17 protein-coding genes are annotated in these 16460 nt (G+C 47.6%); 14 read left to right on the top strand and 3 right to left on the bottom strand.

Annotated elements, in window-relative coordinates:
- The first annotated feature begins 3 nt into the window (after positions 1-3).
- From K9N75_RS14685 to K9N75_RS14665, 5 genes are all read left to right on the top strand, one after another.
- Positions 4-747, top strand: coding sequence for a DsbA family protein (locus K9N75_RS14685; protein WP_008814055.1), 744 nt, complete (start codon positions 4-6; stop codon positions 745-747).
- Positions 744-1241 (top strand): protein disulfide oxidoreductase, encoded by a 498-nt coding sequence (locus K9N75_RS14680; protein WP_224451777.1) that lies wholly within the window; start codon positions 744-746, stop codon positions 1239-1241. Before K9N75_RS14685 ends, K9N75_RS14680 begins: the two co-directional genes overlap by 4 nt.
- A 266-nt stretch (positions 1242-1507) precedes the next feature.
- On the top strand, positions 1508-3085 hold the full coding sequence (locus K9N75_RS14675; protein WP_004092727.1) for a PTS transporter subunit EIIC: 1578 nt from the start codon (positions 1508-1510) through the stop codon (positions 3083-3085).
- Between the two features lie 10 nt (positions 3086-3095).
- The gene (locus K9N75_RS14670) at positions 3096-3848 is read left to right on the top strand and encodes a 6-phosphogluconolactonase (protein ID WP_096080621.1); all 753 of its coding nucleotides are present in this window, start codon (positions 3096-3098) and stop codon (positions 3846-3848) included.
- Positions 3849-3886: 38 nt separating this feature from the next.
- Positions 3887-4783 (top strand): isoaspartyl peptidase/L-asparaginase, encoded by an 897-nt coding sequence (locus tag K9N75_RS14665; RefSeq protein ID WP_263481234.1) that lies wholly within the window; start codon positions 3887-3889, stop codon positions 4781-4783.
- On the opposite strand, the gene malI is transcribed toward K9N75_RS14665, so the two are convergent.
- The 3 genes from malI to K9N75_RS14650 all read right to left on the bottom strand — a co-directional run bounded on the left by malI (position 4780) and on the right by K9N75_RS14650 (position 7280).
- Positions 4780-5796: a Mal regulon transcriptional regulator MalI gene (gene malI, locus K9N75_RS14660; protein WP_193765250.1), complete on the bottom strand. Its 1017-nt coding sequence runs from the start codon at positions 5794-5796 to the stop codon at positions 4780-4782. The two genes, K9N75_RS14665 and malI, sit on opposite strands and share 4 nt — an antisense overlap.
- 229 nt (positions 5797-6025) lie before the next feature.
- Positions 6026-6199 (bottom strand): hypothetical protein, encoded by a 174-nt coding sequence (locus tag K9N75_RS14655; protein WP_008814053.1) that lies wholly within the window; start codon positions 6197-6199, stop codon positions 6026-6028.
- Between the two features lie 151 nt (positions 6200-6350).
- Positions 6351-7280 (bottom strand): DMT family transporter, encoded by a 930-nt coding sequence (locus K9N75_RS14650; RefSeq protein ID WP_096080624.1) that lies wholly within the window; start codon positions 7278-7280, stop codon positions 6351-6353.
- Between the two features lie 152 nt (positions 7281-7432).
- Between K9N75_RS14650 and K9N75_RS14645 the strand changes: the two genes are divergently transcribed.
- From K9N75_RS14645 to cvpA, 9 genes are all read left to right on the top strand, one after another.
- Entirely contained in the window at positions 7433-8209 is a 777-nt protein-coding gene (locus K9N75_RS14645) for an AraC family transcriptional regulator (RefSeq protein ID WP_008814051.1), read from the top strand.
- Between the two features lie 108 nt (positions 8210-8317).
- Complete coding sequence (gene pdxB / locus K9N75_RS14640; RefSeq protein WP_224451776.1) at positions 8318-9445, top strand: 4-phosphoerythronate dehydrogenase PdxB; 1128 nt, start codon at positions 8318-8320, stop codon at positions 9443-9445.
- A 166-nt stretch (positions 9446-9611) separates the two neighbouring features.
- Positions 9612-10622 carry an aspartate-semialdehyde dehydrogenase gene (locus K9N75_RS14635; protein ID WP_224451775.1) on the top strand — a complete coding sequence of 337 codons (1011 nt, stop codon included), beginning with the start codon at positions 9612-9614 and terminating at the stop codon, positions 10620-10622.
- A gap of 35 nt (positions 10623-10657) precedes the next feature.
- On the top strand, positions 10658-11479 hold the full coding sequence (gene truA / locus K9N75_RS14630) for a tRNA pseudouridine(38-40) synthase TruA (protein ID WP_199372007.1): 822 nt from the start codon (positions 10658-10660) through the stop codon (positions 11477-11479).
- Between the two features lie 64 nt (positions 11480-11543).
- Entirely contained in the window at positions 11544-12218 is a 675-nt protein-coding gene (locus tag K9N75_RS14625) for a DedA family protein (RefSeq protein WP_008814047.1), read from the top strand.
- A 308-nt stretch (positions 12219-12526) separates the two neighbouring features.
- Complete coding sequence (accD, locus tag K9N75_RS14620) at positions 12527-13435, top strand: acetyl-CoA carboxylase, carboxyltransferase subunit beta (RefSeq protein ID WP_008814046.1); 909 nt, start codon at positions 12527-12529, stop codon at positions 13433-13435.
- A 164-nt stretch (positions 13436-13599) separates the two neighbouring features.
- Positions 13600-14886 (top strand): bifunctional tetrahydrofolate synthase/dihydrofolate synthase, encoded by a 1287-nt coding sequence (gene folC, locus K9N75_RS14615; protein WP_191279003.1) that lies wholly within the window; start codon positions 13600-13602, stop codon positions 14884-14886.
- On the top strand, positions 14876-15673 hold the full coding sequence (dedD, locus tag K9N75_RS14610) for a cell division protein DedD (RefSeq protein WP_008814044.1): 798 nt from the start codon (positions 14876-14878) through the stop codon (positions 15671-15673). The genes folC and dedD overlap by 11 nt, the downstream gene beginning before the upstream one ends.
- 255 nt (positions 15674-15928) lie before the next feature.
- A complete protein-coding gene (cvpA, locus tag K9N75_RS14605; RefSeq protein WP_008814043.1) occupies positions 15929-16444 on the top strand; it encodes a colicin V production protein in 516 nt (171 codons plus the stop codon).
- The last annotated feature ends 16 nt before the right edge of the window (positions 16445-16460 follow it).

Below are 16460 nucleotides of genomic sequence, written 5' to 3'. Positions count from 1 at the left end.
GCCATGAAAAAGACGATGACAATGCTGATGAATACCGCCTTACTGGCAATGACCATGCTTAGCTTCAGCGGTACAGCGGCACCTTTAACCACCGAGCAACAAAATCAGGTACGTGAATTAATTCGCGACACGTTGGTAAACAATCCACAAATTCTAGAAGAGGCGGTAGCGGCATGGCAGCAACAAAGCGCTGAACAGGCTGGCGCACAGTTGGGGAAGGTGATTGAGCAAAATAAAGATGCGTTATTTAATGATGCAGCGAGTCCGCGTATCGGCGCTAAGAATGCCAAGCTAACGCTGGTTTCGTTCACTGACTATAACTGTCCATACTGCAAACAATTTGATCCTCAGCTTGAGAAGATAGTTAAAAAATATCCGGATGTTGCCGTGGTGATTAAGCTGCTGCCATTTAAGGGGGAAACCTCGCAAAGCTCTGCTCAGTATGCGTTAACGCTGTGGCAGCAAAATCCTGCTCGATTTGAAGCGTTGCATCAACGGTTGATGTCGAAAAAGGGCTATCACACCGAAGACAGTATTGCTAGCGCACTCAAGTCCACGGGCAATGCCACGCTTAAAGTGGATGATAAAACCTTGGATGAAGTGCGTAGTAGCCTGCGTTTAGCTGACATCTTGGGCGTTCAGGGGACGCCTGCCACGCTGGTGGGAAATCAAATGATTCCAGGGGCAATTAGCTATGAGGATCTTGAGCAATTGATTAAGGCTGAGTTAGCACGGAAATCATCATGATCAAATGGAGAAAATGGGCCAGAGAGCTGGCCATTTTTGTCGTTGTTCTCGCCGCATTTTCTTGGGGTATGGATCAGTGGCGAAAGCCAACGCCTCCGGAAATTATGCATTTACCCGATGTCACTCTCATCAGTGGTCAAACGGTATCTTTGGCTGAGCTGAGCGCTGATAAACCGTTGCTGATTTACTTTTGGGCCACATGGTGCGGTGTCTGCAAACTCACTTCACCTATGGTCGAAGGGCTACACTCAGACGGTATGAATGTGTTAAGCGTAGCTATTCGCTCAGGAGATAACGAACGACTGATGCGAGGGATGACCGCCAAAGGCATAACCTTCCCCGTGGTCAATGATGAACTGGGGCGCTTAAGTGCTGAATGGAACATTAGCGCGACGCCAACGTTCGTTATTCTCGAACAAGGGAAAATGGTGAGCAGTACCAGCGGATGGAGCAGCGCATGGGGAGTTAAGTTTAGAATGTGGTGGGCAGAATAATGAAATATATATACAAGCATTATTTTATATTAGAGAAATACATATAATTTAATTTAAGTGTTAATTGTATTTATTTTCTCTTTGAATAAATCAAATCGTTTATAGAAAGCCATCGCAAGATGGCTTTGTTTATTTTTGTATCGATTGTGATGTTAGTCACGGAGGGTTAAACGTTTAATCATTTATCATGATCCCATGTAATTATTTTGCTGTTAATTACTATCCATCCTTAATGGATCTAAATGGATTAAAAACGCGAGTAATATATGAAAAAAGAAACACTCGATTTCTTTCAGAAGTTGTCTAGGGCATTTATTATGCCGATAGCGTTGCTATCGTTTGCATCCTTGCTGCTAGGTGTCGCTTCATTATTTCTATGGCATCAAGCTTTGCTTGATATGTTTCCAATTCTAAAAACACCAGCAATTCAATACTGTGCGAATTTAATGAATACGGTCGCATCAGTAATAATGGACAATTTACCTTTACTATTCGCTATATCACTGAGTTTTACCTTAGCGAAGGAAGATAAAGAATATGCCGCGTTAGGTGCTCTCGTCGGGTATTTAGCATTGATAATGGGTATGCATGCATTGATTACATTCATTCCCAGCGTGCAACATATGTTCCCAGAGAAAGCATTGACCGAAACACTAGGGATTAAAACCGTCAATACTGGCGTCGTCGGCGGTATTATTACAGGGATAATGTCTAGTTTTATTCATAACCATACACATAAAACAAAATTGCCAATGGCGCTGGCCTTTTTCGGCGGCGTTCGTTTTGTCCCTATAGCAAACACAATATTCTTTGTTATATTCGGCCAGCTTTTCCCTTTTATATGGGTATTTGTTTCCAATATAATTAACAGTGCCGCTATTGGTGTATCTCATGCTGGTGTATTGGCGCCATTTATTTATGGTATGGGAGAGCGTTTGCTTATCCCAACAGGCTTACACCAAATCTGGAATACGGTGATTCGAGATACCATGGTATCTGGTATAGCAACATTCCCTGATGGTCACACTATCGAGGGTGCAAGGGCGATTTTTGCCGACTATATGAGAACCAATATTCTCCCCACCAATATGACATTGCCTGACATTGTGAAGTTCTTACGTGGTGGACAGATCCCTATCACGATGTTTACTTTACCAATGATGGCGTTGGCGATGTACCATACCGCTAAGCCTGAGCAAAAGGCAAAGATAAAGCCTTTGCTGATTACGGGGGTATTTACCTCAATTATCGCGGGGGTGACTGAGCCACTTGAGTTTACGTTCCTATTTATCTCCCCTTTGTGGTACTTCGTTTATTGTATAATCAACGGCCTGAGCTTTATGCTGTGCTATATGTTCCAGAGTCAGGTTGGTGGAACGGAAGCAAATATTATCGGCCTTGTTCTGTATGGTTTTTTACGGCCGGAGTCAAAATTCTGGATCAATATTCTGATAGGCGTCGTGATGTCTGGCGTAGGTTACCTGCTGTTCCGCTGGTGGATCGTCCGTTTTGATTTGAAAACACCGGGCAGGGGGAGTGATTATGAGCAGACGATAGATATCCTTGGACTGGGTGAGACCTATTCAGATAAAGATCCACTTCAATTGAAAGCCATGACCATTATTAAAGGGTTGGGCGGCAGTGAGAATATCACCGACGTTGAGTCCTGTATGTCTCGATTAAGGGTGAGCGTTATTAATATGGATAACGTTGATGACAAAATATTAAATGCAACAGGGCCGCTGGGCATTGTCAAAGTTGATAGCGAAAATATCCAAATTATATATGGCACTACGGCAGGAACTATTCGTGGTGCAGTGAAAAAACAACTTAGTGCAAAATAAGGATTTTATAATGAAATTATTTATCGTTCAGAATTATAAAGAAATGTCAGCGGTTTCATCTAAGTTTATTCTTTCACCGCTGCTTGAGAATAAAAAACCTGTTATATCATTAACAACGGGAGCCTCTCCTGCTGGGCTGTTTGATATACTCGTTGAGGCTATCAATTCAACACATGATGTCTCTAATGCCGTATTTCTAAACGTTGATGAATATGTTGGTCCTCGAAATGCCGTTTATACGGTGAATACCTTTATGCAAAAACGGTTGTATAGCCGACTCAATAAATTGCCAAAATATATGGATATGTTTTGTGCAGATGCTGAGGATAAAGAGGCCGAAATAAAGCGCTACACTCAGGTTTTAGACACCTATCCAAGAGATGTTCAGCTGCTAGGTCTGGGGACGAACGGTCACATCGGCGCATGTGAGCCTGGAACGCCGTTTGATCAAACGGCTTTCTGTGCTAAGCACAAAGAATCTACCATTCAAAGTACTATCAATTTGTATGGAATTACGCGAGACGAAGCGCCGACCGAAATGTATACCATGGGCTTCAAAGAAATTATGTCTGCTAAGACGGTGTTATTGATTGCATCTGGCTCCAGCAAGGCTGAAGCGGTGAGACGTATGCTAGAAGAGCCAACCAGTATCGACTGCCCGGCTTCTTATCTACTCAATCATGAGAATTTTGTTTTTGTCATTGACGCCGACGCCGCCGCGTTACTTTCACCGGAGACAAAACTATGTGCGCAGCCATTATAGCCACATGGCGTATGGCTTTAGATGGGGTGGAGAATGCAATGTCTCAACTTCATGAGGGAGCATCCATTAGCGATGCAGTGCAGTTAGCCGTCATGAATGTTGAGGATAATCCGCTCTTTCATTCCGTGGGGAATGGTGGCCTGCCGAACGAAAACGGTAAGGTAGAACTTGATGCCGCATGGATGGATGGCAATACGCTGAACTATGGCGCAGTTATGGCCGTTGAAGGGTTGAAAAACCCTATTGCGGTAGCAAGAAAACTGAGTGGAAAACAGCGCAATAATGTTTTGGCCGGAGAGGGGGCCTTACAATATGCGATCAACAATCAGTTTGCGATGCGGAATAATTTAAGTTCACTTTCCCTAAAAAAATGGAAGGAGCAACTTGTTGTAGAGACAAATCATGAAACTCAGGAAGCTTATGATGGTCATGATACGGTCTGTATATTAGGGGCTAAAAATGGCGAAGTGATTGCTGGTTTATCGACGTCGGGTCTATTCATGAAACATGCGGGTAGAGTGGGCGATACACCGATCATTGGGTCAGGATGCTATGCGGATAGTGATATCGGCTCGGCTGCGGCGACCGGTGTGGGTGAAGATATCATGAAAGGGTGCTTATCTTACGAAATCGTTCGTTTAATGGAGCATATGTCACCTCAGCAAGCATGTACCGCAGCATTAGCCCAACATCAAAAACGTTTGCAAAGAAGTAAAAATATTATCGGCAGTATGTCGGTTATTGCCCTCAATAAAGAAGGTGAGTGGGGGGCTGCGACAACCAAAAATGAGTTTTCTTTCGTTGTTGGGCAAGATGAGGGGTCTACCGAGGTGTGGATTTCATCCTGCGTAGAAGGAAAAGTCAGTAATACGCGTGCGAGTGATGAGTGGCTTAAAAACTATGCTGATGCACTTAAACATGGTTCTGGCAACTAGGCCGAATCACGAAGTATTAATTTAGGAACGGTATTATTCGGCTGCCCAGGATGTGATTCAAGTTGTTGTATCAAGTCCTGTGCAGCCCTCATGCCAATCTCCTTGAGCGAGAAATCAATGCACGTCAGATTGGTTATGGCTGTATCAGGGATATTTTCTAAACATAGAAGCGCGATTTGCCGAGCAATATAGTTGTCTTTCCCCACGCTTTTCCCAGCCTGCTGTATCCCGTGGATAGCTCCGTTTGCCGTCATTTCGTCATAGGCGAGAATTGCGGTTATTTGAGGATTATGCGTCAGGAGATTGCTGGTTTTTTCTGCCGCAATACGCTGATTGTTTGGGCAGTCGATTATCCATTCATTATGGGGAATCACGTCGTAGCTGATGAGCGCTGAAAAGAAACCACCAATACGCTCGGCGCGGCTATAAGAATCTTTCTCGCCGCCAATAAACGCGATATTTCTGTGTCCATGCTTAATCAGATGTTCAGTCGCGGTTTCTACCGCATTGAAATAATTTGGTCCGATATGGTGTTTTTTATTGTAATGACAATTTCTGGATATATATGTCGTTGGGGTATTCGATAGGCGAATATATAAATCGTCAGAAACATCATAGGGTGTAATAAGAATAATACCGTCTACATTCAGATGCAGAAAAAGATCAATGCGATTTTCTAGACTAGCGCCATCTTTACCATATTGAATAAATAGAGGGATTTTGCCGTTAGCTTCTAGTTCACCACTCACACCGTCTAATAACTCTGCGCAAAAATTATCGCTGATATTATGTAACACAATACCAATGAGATTTGTTTTACCACTACGTAACGTTGAAGCATTGTGATTACGCACATAGCCAAGTTCGTTGATCGCATCTTTCACAATTTGCGCGGTCCAAGAAGATATTCTTCCTTTACCTGATATAACCTGTGATACCGCGGCAACAGAAACGCCTGCCAGAGCGGCAACGTCGGCAATAGTGGGCTTCTTTGCTGAATGTTTACTGTCCATTTGTAACACCATTCCAAACAAACCGGCATTTTAGCATGAGGCAGCGAGTTAGTGTATTGACTCATCTCGTCTTGTTAATCACGACGGCTATATTGGCAAGCGACGAACGGATTATTACGTAGTGTCTTTATAAATCACTGTCTTTATGTATCAATGATGTTAAATCAAATGAATAAATGGTGAGTTTAACCCGTCGATGGATTTAGCAAATCGACGGGTTAAAGGGAAATCAACAAACTCTCCTTGCGGCTTTCACCATGGCATTTTCGGGTTCTTTAAACATTTCTTCATGATTGCTTGGAATGGCGGCATCAGCTTGATGACGTAATAGCATAAATAACATACGGCAGTTAGCGATGATGTCTTTTGCGTTGGATTTGATACTGACAAGCGTGATTTTCATTTTTCGTTCCTCTATAGATTCCAATAAGTTGGGCAATGAGGAAAGCATACGCCATGAAAATTAGGGAAAGCTTAGGCTGTGTGAAAATTTGGCTCTATTTTAGTAAAGATATGCTCGCCCTCCAAGAGAGGAGGACGAGCAAATACCGTGCTTACTCCGAGGTTGGACAGGCCTTTTTCTCAGTACTTTCCACGCTTTCAGGCTTTTTTTTACGAGCCAGCGGCGTCCGCAGACGCTGTGCAATCACAACCCCTAGTAGAGCAATACCACCGCCGATGATGTGATAGCTATGCAGTTGCTCGTGTAGGAATGAAACGGCAATGATCGCGGTGAACACCGGCGTTAGGTTCATAAATATTGAAGCTTTATTGGCCCCTAGACGAACCACACCTTGTATCCAAAGGAACGGTGCAATAATAGACGCGGGGATCCCCGCAAATAATACCAGCGGAATATTTTGTGCATTCAAACTAACGTTATCGGTTAGCAGGAAATTCGGCAGGAGTAACAATACGCCAAATACAATTTGAATATAGAGCGACTGCCAATTCGGTAAATTGATATTCCAGCGTTTAGTGAGCACACCGTATAGCGCGTAGGATGCTGAGGCGGCAAACATCATCAATTCACCCGAACCAATGCCGTGTGTCAATAGCTCTTGTGGGTTGCCACCGCTGACTAACCAGACTAATCCGAAGAAGGACATTACGCTGCCCAACGCGATACCGACCGTGGGTACAATACGCAATAGCCAGATGCTGATAAGCACCGTTAGCAGTGGGATAAGCGAGCTTAAAATCCCCATAAATAATGCGCTGACACTGTGTGCGGCATAATAGGCCAGACTTTGGTATAGCACCATGCCCAGCAAACCCAAAATCAGCAGCTTACCGAGATGCGGCCGAATTGCTTTCCGGTTACGGACAACGCCAGGCAATACAAAGGGAGTTAACACCAGTAATGCTAATACCCAACGATAAAATGAGATGGCTGCGGGGTCGATAGCGCCGGCAGAAACCTTACTGACAATGGCATTCATTGACCAAATCAGCACGGCAAAAAGTGGAAATAGTGCATTCATGATATTTCTTCTCAAAACATTATTGTCGACAACAGTGGCGACGAGCGTTAGTTTACGCGTGTCTGGTTTATTAGATATAGTGAAAAGCAGACAATGTTTAATGAAATCCAGACAAACTGAATTATCACTTAATGTTATTGAGGTGAAGAACTATGGCTGAACAGCGGATTTTTCCTTCTGATGAGGTGAGTTCAGTTCGTAATCTGTTTTTTCGCTGTGAAGAAGTGAATGCGGATACAGAGTATTTGCCGCACCACCATCCGTGGGGGCAACTCATTTATATCCGAACGGGAGTTTTGGCCCTTAACGTCGGCGATCAACGTTTTCTCGCTCCGTCGAAATTTGCTGTATGGCTTCCCGCAGGCGTTGAACACTCGAGCTACAACCGGAAACTCTCCCAGTTTCGAACCATTAACATTAGCGCTCGCTTATGCGCAGACCTTCCGGCGGAGGCCTGTTTGCTCAATGTTAGTCCTTTGTTTAACGCCATTGTGGATAATTGCTTTGAGCGTGATTTGATATTTCCAGAAACGCGGGAAGATTTGAGATTATGCCGAGTTTTAGTCGATCAGCTTAAACAAGCCCCCGTGCATCAGACTTACTTACCTTCCTCGCAGGATAAATTCTTAGCTCCAGTGCTGCGGATGCTCGAATGCTGTCCTTCCGATAATACGCCGCTCAGCGTATGGGCTCAGCGCGTATATACCACGGAGCGGACTTTATCACGCCGTTGCCAGATTGAGCTGGGTATGTCATTTAGTGAATGGCGTCAGCGGTTACGTTTTTTACACTCGTTGCCTTTGTTAGAGCAGGGGAAAACGGTGCAGGAAGTTGCACTTGAAGTGGGATACAGTTCTTCCTCTGCGTTTATCGTCATGTTCCAGCAGATCTCCGGTACCACGCCTGAGCGTTACCGAAAAGTGAGTTGATCAGCCAATGCGTGCTGACTTATTTGGGCTCGCTTCGCTTTTGGTGGCAAAATAGTAGTTCAATCATTTTCTTATTTACGCAGTGCTGAGCACCGGCGGGAGAAACACGTGAAAATTCTGGTCGATGAAAACATGCCTTATGCGGGCGAACTGTTTAGCCGTTTAGGGGCCGTACAAGCGGTGCGTGGGCGTCCGTTGCCTGCAGAAGCACTAGTGGGTGCGGATGCGCTGATGGTGCGTTCGGTGACTAAAGTGAACGCAGACTTACTGAGTGGCACGAGTGTGCGTTTTGTTGGCACCGCCACGGCTGGCACCGATCACGTTGATGACCGCTGGTTAAGCGAGCAGGGTATTGGTTTTTCGGCGGCTCCCGGCTGTAATGCGATAGCGGTAGTGGAGTACGTGTTTTCGTCTTTAATGATGCTGGCCGAACGCGATGGTTTTGACCTGCGAGAGAAAACCGTTGGTATCGTCGGCGTAGGTAACGTCGGGTCTCGTTTGAATAACCGACTGAAGGCTTTAGGTGTGCAAACGCTGTTGTGCGATCCTCCTCGTGCGGCTAGAGGCGATGTTGAAACCTTTTATCCCTTAGATAAGTTGGTGCAGGACGCCGATATCCTGACTTTCCACACGCCGCTGAATAAAACCGGTAGTGATAAAACGTTGCATCTCGTTGATGCCGACTTGCTCGCTGTATTACCTGACAATCGTATTTTGATTAACGCGGCGCGTGGCCCTATTGTCGATAACTCGGCTTTGCTAGCGGCGCTGAAAAACGGTAAAAAGCTGAGTGTAATTTTGGACGTGTGGGAACCCGAGCCTGAGTTGTCATTAGAGCTGTTGGATCTGGTTGATATCGGTACGCCGCATATCGCAGGCTACAGCTTAGAAGGTAAAGCCCGCGGCACGACTCAGGTGTTTGAAGCCTACAGCAAATTTTTAGGACAGCCACAACACGTTGCTTTAAGCGAGCTCCTACCTGTGCCGGAAATTGCTAGCGTACGCGTTCATGGCGCATTGGATCAGGCAAAACTCAAACGTCTGATGCATCTGGTGTATGATGTGCGCCGCGATGATGCGCCGCTGCGTCGTGTGGCGGGGCAGGCTGGCGAATTTGATCGCTTGCGTAAACATTATCAAGAACGCCGCGAGTGGTCTTCACTGTGCGTCCTATGTGACGACAGCGCGAGCGTTGAGCTACTGAGAGCGCTAGGATTTAGCGCTGAACTGGCCTAGCCGACGGCCTCATCCCTTTATTGGGGATAAAAAAACCGGTACTGAAACGTTATCTAAGGTTTGGCTAAGCTTCATCGACTAATTTTGAACTAAGGTTTTTTCCAGCGCCCGTTTTGCTTACTTAAGTGATGTCGGGCGCTCTGTATTTTTGCTTTGGGAGAAGAACATGACTGACGGCTGGAATATCGCCTTATTAGGAGCAACCGGTGCTGTAGGCAGCGCACTGTTGGAACAGTTGGCGGAACGAGAATTCCCTGTGGGTGAACTATTCCCATTGGCTAGCGAACGTAGCGCGGGTGAATCCATTCGCTTTAACGGTAAACAAATTCTGGTAGAAAACGCCGCTGAGTTTGACTGGTCACAAGTGCAACTTGCGTTCTTCGTCGCGGGGACGGAGGCGTCTCTGCGCTATGCCGAAGAGGCGGGTAATGCAGGCTGTCTGGTCATTGATAGTAGCGATGCCTTTGCTATGGAGCACGATGTTCCTTTGGTTGTGCCAAGCGTTAATCCACAGGCGCTGTCAGAGTATCGCAACCGCAATCTGGTCGTAGTGGCCGATAGCCTCGTTAGCCAATTGTTATCCGCAATTCGCCCGTTGACCGATGAGGCCGGCTTGGCACGCATTCATGTCACGAGCCTGCTATCGGCTTCCGCCCACGGTAAAGCTGCGGTAGACGAGTTAGCCGGACAGAGCGCGCGTTTGCTGAATGGTATTCCATTCGAACCTGGTTTATTCCAGAAACAACTGGCATTTAACCTGCTCCCTCTGGTATCTGATGCTCAGGGTAGCGTGCGTGAAGAGCGCCGTGTGGTTGATCAGGTTCGTAAAGTTCTGCAGGATGAAAGCCTACCGATGTCGGTGAGCGTCATTCAGTCTCCGGTATTCTATGGTCATGCTCAGACCGTACATATTGAGACTCAACGCCCGATATCTGCTGAAGAAGCACGCGATGTTTTCGGTCGTTTAGAGAGTATCGAACTCAGCGAAGAGAATGATTATCCAACGCAGGTGGGGGATGCTTCTGGCAACCCACTGTTGAGCATCGGCTGTGTGCGTAATGACTATGGTTCCCCTGATGTCGTGCAGTTCTGGTCAGTCGCGGATAACGTGCGTTTTGGTGGTGCTTTGATGGCTATCGAGACTGCGGAGCGCCTGATTCAGGAGTACATGTACTAATGTCTGAAGCGTCAATCTCCGGCGAGTTGATACCCATGACAGAATCTGAGGTTCTGTCTGCGAAGCCCGTGTACAAGATAGCCCTCGGCATTGAATATGACGGCAGTCAGTATGCTGGATGGCAGCGTCAGTCGGACGCCCCGAGCGTGCAAGAGTGCTTAGAGAAGGCGTTGAGCAAAGTTGCCAGTGAGCCCATTACGGTATCCTGCGCCGGTCGAACCGACGCCGGTGTGCATGCGACAGGGCAAGTGGTGCATTTCGAAACACATGTGGCGCGGAAAGACGCGGCATGGACAATGGGCGTGAATACGCACATGCCGAAAGATATCGCTGTACGTTGGGTAAAAAGCGTCAGTGAGGATTTTCATGCGCGATTTAGCGCTACGGCTCGCCGTTATCGTTATGTCATCTACAATCATCGCTATCGTCAGGCGGTTTTGCAAAATGGGCTGACTCATTTTTATCATCATTTGGACGCTGAACGCATGGAGCGGGCAGGGCAGGCGTTGCTGGGAGAGAATGATTTTACCTCTTTCCGCGCGTCACAATGCCAGTCGCGCACGCCGTGGCGAAATGTGTCACATCTGAAGGTCACCCGTTTGGGCGATTACGTGATCGTAGACATCAAAGCCAACGCTTTTGTGCACCACATGGTGCGTAATATCGTGGGGAGCTTGATGGAGATTGGCTGTGGTAATCAGCCTGAAAGCTGGATGGCCGAGCTGCTGGCGGCGAAAGATCGTAAGCTGGCGGCGGCGACGGCCAAAGCGGCAGGTCTTTATCTGGTTTCAGTTGATTACCCTGAGCACTTTGATTTGCCAAAGGTTTCGATGGGGCCGCTGTTTCTCGCTGACTAAATGTGGTGGCTTAGATTTTTAGCTGGTGGAATTGACCAGCACTGTTTATGGAGAGTGAAGTGCCATGGAATATATTCAATGGATAATCGACTTTATCCTGCACATTGATGTGCATTTAGCGGAACTCGTTGCGCAGTATGGCGTTTGGGTTTATGCCATTCTGTTCCTGATCCTGTTCTGCGAAACCGGCTTGGTCGTGACGCCATTCCTGCCGGGTGACTCTTTGCTTTTTGTTGCCGGTGCTCTCGCGGCGTTGCCCACTAACGATCTCAATGTGCATACCATGGTCGCTTTAATGATCGCGGCGGCAATTATTGGCGATGCGGTTAACTATACGATTGGTCGCCTGTTTGGTGCGAAGCTGTTTAGCAATCCCAACTCTAAAATTTTTCGCCGCAGCTATCTGGATAAAACCCATGCGTTTTATGACAAACACGGCGGAAAAACCATTATTTTGGCGCGATTTGTTCCAATAGTGCGTACTTTTGCACCGTTTGTGGCGGGGATGGGGCATATGTCATATCGCCATTTCGCCATGTATAACGTGATTGGTGCGTTGCTGTGGGTGCTCTTGTTCACCTATGCCGGTTATCTGTTCGGTAACGTACCGGTCGTACAGGAAAACTTGAAACTGCTGATCGTCGCGATTATTGTGCTTTCTATTCTGCCGGGAGTGATTGAGGTTTGGCGTCATAAACGTGCAGCGAAAAAGTCAGCATCTTCTGACAGTCATCTATAGGGGGCTGTCACAGTTGGAAAATAAAATGCGTTTATTGTTCACCCGGAGTGTTCAATAAATGTAAACTCCACGCGGTTCGACCAGTTTTTTATCCACAGAGTCGAACCGTTGTGGTTTAATGAACGGCATTTATGGTCTGTTCCTGCTGGTTATCTTGAACCTTTTAGCGCGGTAAGCCTTTTGGCTAGTGGCCTAATTTGTGATTCAAGAAGGGAAGGTTCTTCGCCGCGAGGAAAGGGCTTTGACCGAATTTTTATGGCATGAACAGAGGACTGGCATTTCGCCAGGTTCAAACAGAAAGGTCATCGATGAGCTGGATTGAACGAATTCTTAACAAAAGTAATATCACGCAAACCCGTAAGGCGAGCATTCCTGAAGGTGTCTGGACTAAATGCGATAGCTGCGGTCAGGTACTTTATCGCGCCGAGCTGGAGCGTAATCTAGACGTTTGCCCTAAGTGTGATCACCACATGCGCATGTCTGCACGTATGCGTTTGCATACTTTGCTGGACGAAGGCAGTGAGGTTGAATTAGGCAGCGAGCTGGAGCCTAAGGATATTCTTAAGTTTAAGGACTCCAAAAAATATAAAGATCGCATCTCTGCGGCGCAAAAAGAAACCGGTGAAAAAGACGCATTAATTGTGATGAAAGGTACACTGAAAGGTATGCCTGTGGTTGCTGCGTCTTTTGAATTCTCCTTTATGGGCGGTTCAATGGCTTCTGTGGTGGGTGCGCGCTTTGTGCGTGCGGTTGAGCAGGCATTGGAAGATAACTGTGCGCTGATTTGTTTCTCTGCCAGCGGCGGTGCCCGTATGCAGGAAGCACTGATGTCTCTGATGCAGATGGCAAAAACCAGTGCTGCATTAGCTAAGCTGCAAGAACGCGGTCTGCCCTATATCTCCGTGCTGACCGATCCGACAATGGGTGGGGTTTCAGCCAGTCTGGCCATGCTGGGCGACATTAATGTGGCTGAGCCTAAAGCGCTAATCGGCTTTGCGGGACCGCGTGTTATTGAGCAAACCGTACGTGAAAAGTTGCCACCAGGCTTCCAGCGCAGCGAGTTCCTGATCGAAAAAGGTGCGATCGATATGATTGTGCGTCGTCCGGAAATGCGCGATAAACTGGCCAGTCTTGTGGCTAAAATGACGGGGCAGCCAGAACCTGTCAGCAACGAAATCGTTCGTGAAGTTCCTGTTGACGGCGAGACTCAAGAATAGGTTTGCCCTGCAGTTCCTTTATCTGAAACGTTTGGCGTGGCATCAGGGCTTTGCCCCATTTCGATGCCGCTTCAATGATGCAGGATAAAGCCATAGCCCCCGTCCTGGGGGCTATGTTGACTTCTTGAACCGGTATGAACGGGACTCATGAACGATCAATGACTATGAATAATCTCCCAATTCCCCAAGCCACATCGCCATTAGCTGATTGGCTGCACTATCTCGAACACCTGCATACTAAAGCGATTGAGCTAGGGCTTGACCGAGTTAAACGCGTTGCTGAAAACCTTGATCTCCTTAAACCCGCACCAACGGTATTTACCGTCGCTGGCACCAATGGCAAAGGCACAACTTGTCGCACGCTAGAGGCCATTTTAATGGCTGCCGGCTACCGAGTGGGTGTTTATAGTTCGCCGCATCTGTTGCGTTACACCGAACGTGTGCGTATTCAAGGCGAAGAGCTCAGCGAAGCCGAACATTGCCGCTCATTTGCCGCGTTAGAAGCAGGACGTGGCGATATTTCTCTGACCTATTTTGAATATGGCACCTTGTCAGCGTTGCAGCTGTTTAAACAGTCTGCTCTGGACGTGGTTATCCTCGAAGTCGGGTTAGGGGGGCGTTTAGATGCGACCAATATTGTTGATCCCAGCGTTGCGGTGGTCACCAGCATTGCTCTGGATCATACCGACTGGTTAGGGCCTGATAGAGAAAGTATTGGTCGTGAAAAAGCGGGTATCTTCCGTGCGGGTATTCCGGCGATTGTGGGTGAGCCTGATATGCCGCTGACTATCGCAGAGGTCGCCGCTGAAAAGGGCGCGAAGCTTTATCGTCGCGGAGCAGACTGGAACTTCAGCGTAACCGATCGCGATTGGCAATGGCATGATGCAGATAAAACGTGGTCGCATTTACCTTTACCGAAGGTGCCGTTGCCGAATGCCGCTACCGCGTTAGCGGCGCTGCGCCATTGTTCGCTGAGCATCGATGACGCCGCTATCCGTCAGGGATTAGATTCGGCATTATTACCGGGACGCTTCCAAATCGTCCGCGAGCAGCCTTTGTTAATTCTGGATGTGGCGCATAATCCTCATGCGGCAGGATATTTGGCGGGACGCTTACAGCAGTTGCTCGAGCAGCGTCCATCGACGCAACCCCGTCATCTGCGCGCGGTGGTTGGCATGTTAGAAGATAAAGACATTGCGGGAACGCTAGAGTGTCTGAAACCTTTAATCCATGATTGGTACTGTGCTCCGCTAGAGGGGCCACGTGGCGCTCCTGTTGAACGCTTGGCTGAGCATTTAGATGAACCTAATGTGTTTGCCGACGTCGAAAGGGCATGGAGAAAAGCAATGCAGGATGCTGCTCCACAGGATATCGTGATTGTTTGTGGTTCGTTCCATACTGTCGCGCATGTTATGGCGGCATTAGAAACGGAGAACGCGAGTGGCGAGTAAGTTTCAAAACCGACTTGTTGGCACGATCATTATCGTTGCGCTGGGTGTGATTGTGTTGCCTGGCTTGTTAGATGGCCAGAAAAAGCATTATCAGGATGAGTTTGGGGCGATCCCCTTAGTGCCTAAACCGGGCGAGGACGATCCCACTGATGTTATCCCTCCGGTCACACAACCTCTGAGCGAAACACCTCTGCTACCGCAGGAAGGTGCGAATGCGCAGATACCTCAAGAGAGTGGCAATGTTCCGAATCAGGATCGCGATAGTGTCAATATGACATCGCCTTCTAATGTCCAGCAAGGGCGCGGTGAGGTCGTTGATCTCAAGCCAGTGGAAAGCAAGCCTGTAGAGCAACCTAAACCGGTGAAAAAACCGGTGGAGAAGCCAAAGCCGGTCGAACCTCCTAAGATGGTTGAGGCTAAGCCCAAGCCGGTTGAAAAAACCGTGGAGCAGCCAAAAACTGTCGAGCAGTCTAAACCCGTAGAACAACCGAAGCCCGCTGAGCAACCTAAAGCCGCCGCTGTACCAGAAGAAAAAGCGCCTGCAGGGCAAGCATATGTGGTGCAGCTTGGCGCATTACGTAATGCGTCTAAGGCGAGCGAAATCGTGGCGAAGCTGCGTTTGTCTGGCTATCGTGCCTATACGGTTCCTGCAACGCCGGTTCAAGGGGAAATTACTCGCTTGTTTGTGGGACCAGATGCCTCAAAACAAAAACTGGAATCTGCTTTGCCTGAGCTCAACAGCATCAGTGGGTTGAATGGTCAGGTGCGCAGCTATAGTGGTAAGTAGTCATTATGTAGACGCGGATTTACCGTGAAATGAACGGCGTTTGTTTTTCCAACAGCTTTGTCCTCAGTTATGGGGGCAGGGCTGTTGTTACATCTGGGAGTTGGTCTGACCGGAAGCATTGGCCGGATCTATGCCAAATTTTTATGAGAATAAAATTTGCGAACAGGAAGGGAAATCCTCTACGCAAACGTTTTCTTTTTCTGTTAGAATTCGCCGCGAACTGGATGCCGAGGCAATTCTTGGATTGGAATGGTCATGGTTTGGATTGATTGGGTCATTATTGGCATCATCGGATTTTCGGCGTTAGTTAGCCTGATTCGAGGATTTGTGCGAGAAGCGTTGTCACTGGTTACATGGGGGGCCGCGTTCTTTGTCGCCAGCCATTTCTATACCTATCTCGCCGTCTACTTCACCCGTTTTGAAGATGCGCTGGTGCGCAACGGCATTGCGATTGCCATTTTGTTTGTTGCAACGCTGATTGTCGGAGCCATTGTTAACTATGTGATTGGTTCGTTGGTGGAGCGAACCGGACTGAGCGGAACCGACCGTGTACTAGGGATTTGCTTTGGTGCGCTACGTGGAGTGCTGATTGTGTCAGCGCTACTGTTCTTTCTGGATACCTTTACCTCGATGGCACAAAGTGCGGACTGGAAACAGTCGCAGCTCATCCCGCAGTTCAGTTACATTATCAGGTGGTTCTTTGACTACCTGCAGAGCACGTCGAGTTTCATACCGGAGCATTTGCCTTCTATTCCGCTCCCGCTCCGGTAACGCTGATGAGGAAATG

Source organism: Hafnia paralvei (assembly GCF_020150375.1).
In the GTDB taxonomy this organism is placed as follows: Bacteria; Pseudomonadota; Gammaproteobacteria; order Enterobacterales; family Enterobacteriaceae; genus Hafnia; species Hafnia paralvei.
Note: the sequence above shows the minus strand (reverse complement) of the source record. Positions and strands in the feature narration are given on the sequence as shown.

Coding starts and splice junctions, on each gene's coding strand:
- K9N75_RS14625 (WP_008814047.1), top strand. CDS start 11,544: ATGGAATATATTCAATGGATAATCGACTTTATCCTGCACATTGATGTG.
- K9N75_RS14685 (WP_008814055.1), top strand. CDS start 4: ATGAAAAAGACGATGACAATGCTGATGAATACCGCCTTACTGGCAATG.
- K9N75_RS14650 (WP_096080624.1), bottom strand. CDS start 7,280: ATGAATGCACTATTTCCACTTTTTGCCGTGCTGATTTGGTCAATGAAT.
- cvpA (WP_008814043.1), top strand. CDS start 15,929: ATGGTTTGGATTGATTGGGTCATTATTGGCATCATCGGATTTTCGGCG.
- K9N75_RS14645 (WP_008814051.1), top strand. CDS start 7,433: ATGGCTGAACAGCGGATTTTTCCTTCTGATGAGGTGAGTTCAGTTCGT.
- accD (WP_008814046.1), top strand. CDS start 12,527: ATGAGCTGGATTGAACGAATTCTTAACAAAAGTAATATCACGCAAACC.
- K9N75_RS14655 (WP_008814053.1), bottom strand. CDS start 6,199: ATGAAAATCACGCTTGTCAGTATCAAATCCAACGCAAAAGACATCATC.
- truA (WP_199372007.1), top strand. CDS start 10,658: ATGACAGAATCTGAGGTTCTGTCTGCGAAGCCCGTGTACAAGATAGCC.
- K9N75_RS14670 (WP_096080621.1), top strand. CDS start 3,096: ATGAAATTATTTATCGTTCAGAATTATAAAGAAATGTCAGCGGTTTCA.
- K9N75_RS14665 (WP_263481234.1), top strand. CDS start 3,887: ATGTCTCAACTTCATGAGGGAGCATCCATTAGCGATGCAGTGCAGTTA.
- malI (WP_193765250.1), bottom strand. CDS start 5,796: ATGGACAGTAAACATTCAGCAAAGAAGCCCACTATTGCCGACGTTGCC.
- K9N75_RS14635 (WP_224451775.1), top strand. CDS start 9,612: ATGACTGACGGCTGGAATATCGCCTTATTAGGAGCAACCGGTGCTGTA.
- K9N75_RS14680 (WP_224451777.1), top strand. CDS start 744: ATGATCAAATGGAGAAAATGGGCCAGAGAGCTGGCCATTTTTGTCGTT.
- K9N75_RS14675 (WP_004092727.1), top strand. CDS start 1,508: ATGAAAAAAGAAACACTCGATTTCTTTCAGAAGTTGTCTAGGGCATTT.
- folC (WP_191279003.1), top strand. CDS start 13,600: ATGAATAATCTCCCAATTCCCCAAGCCACATCGCCATTAGCTGATTGG.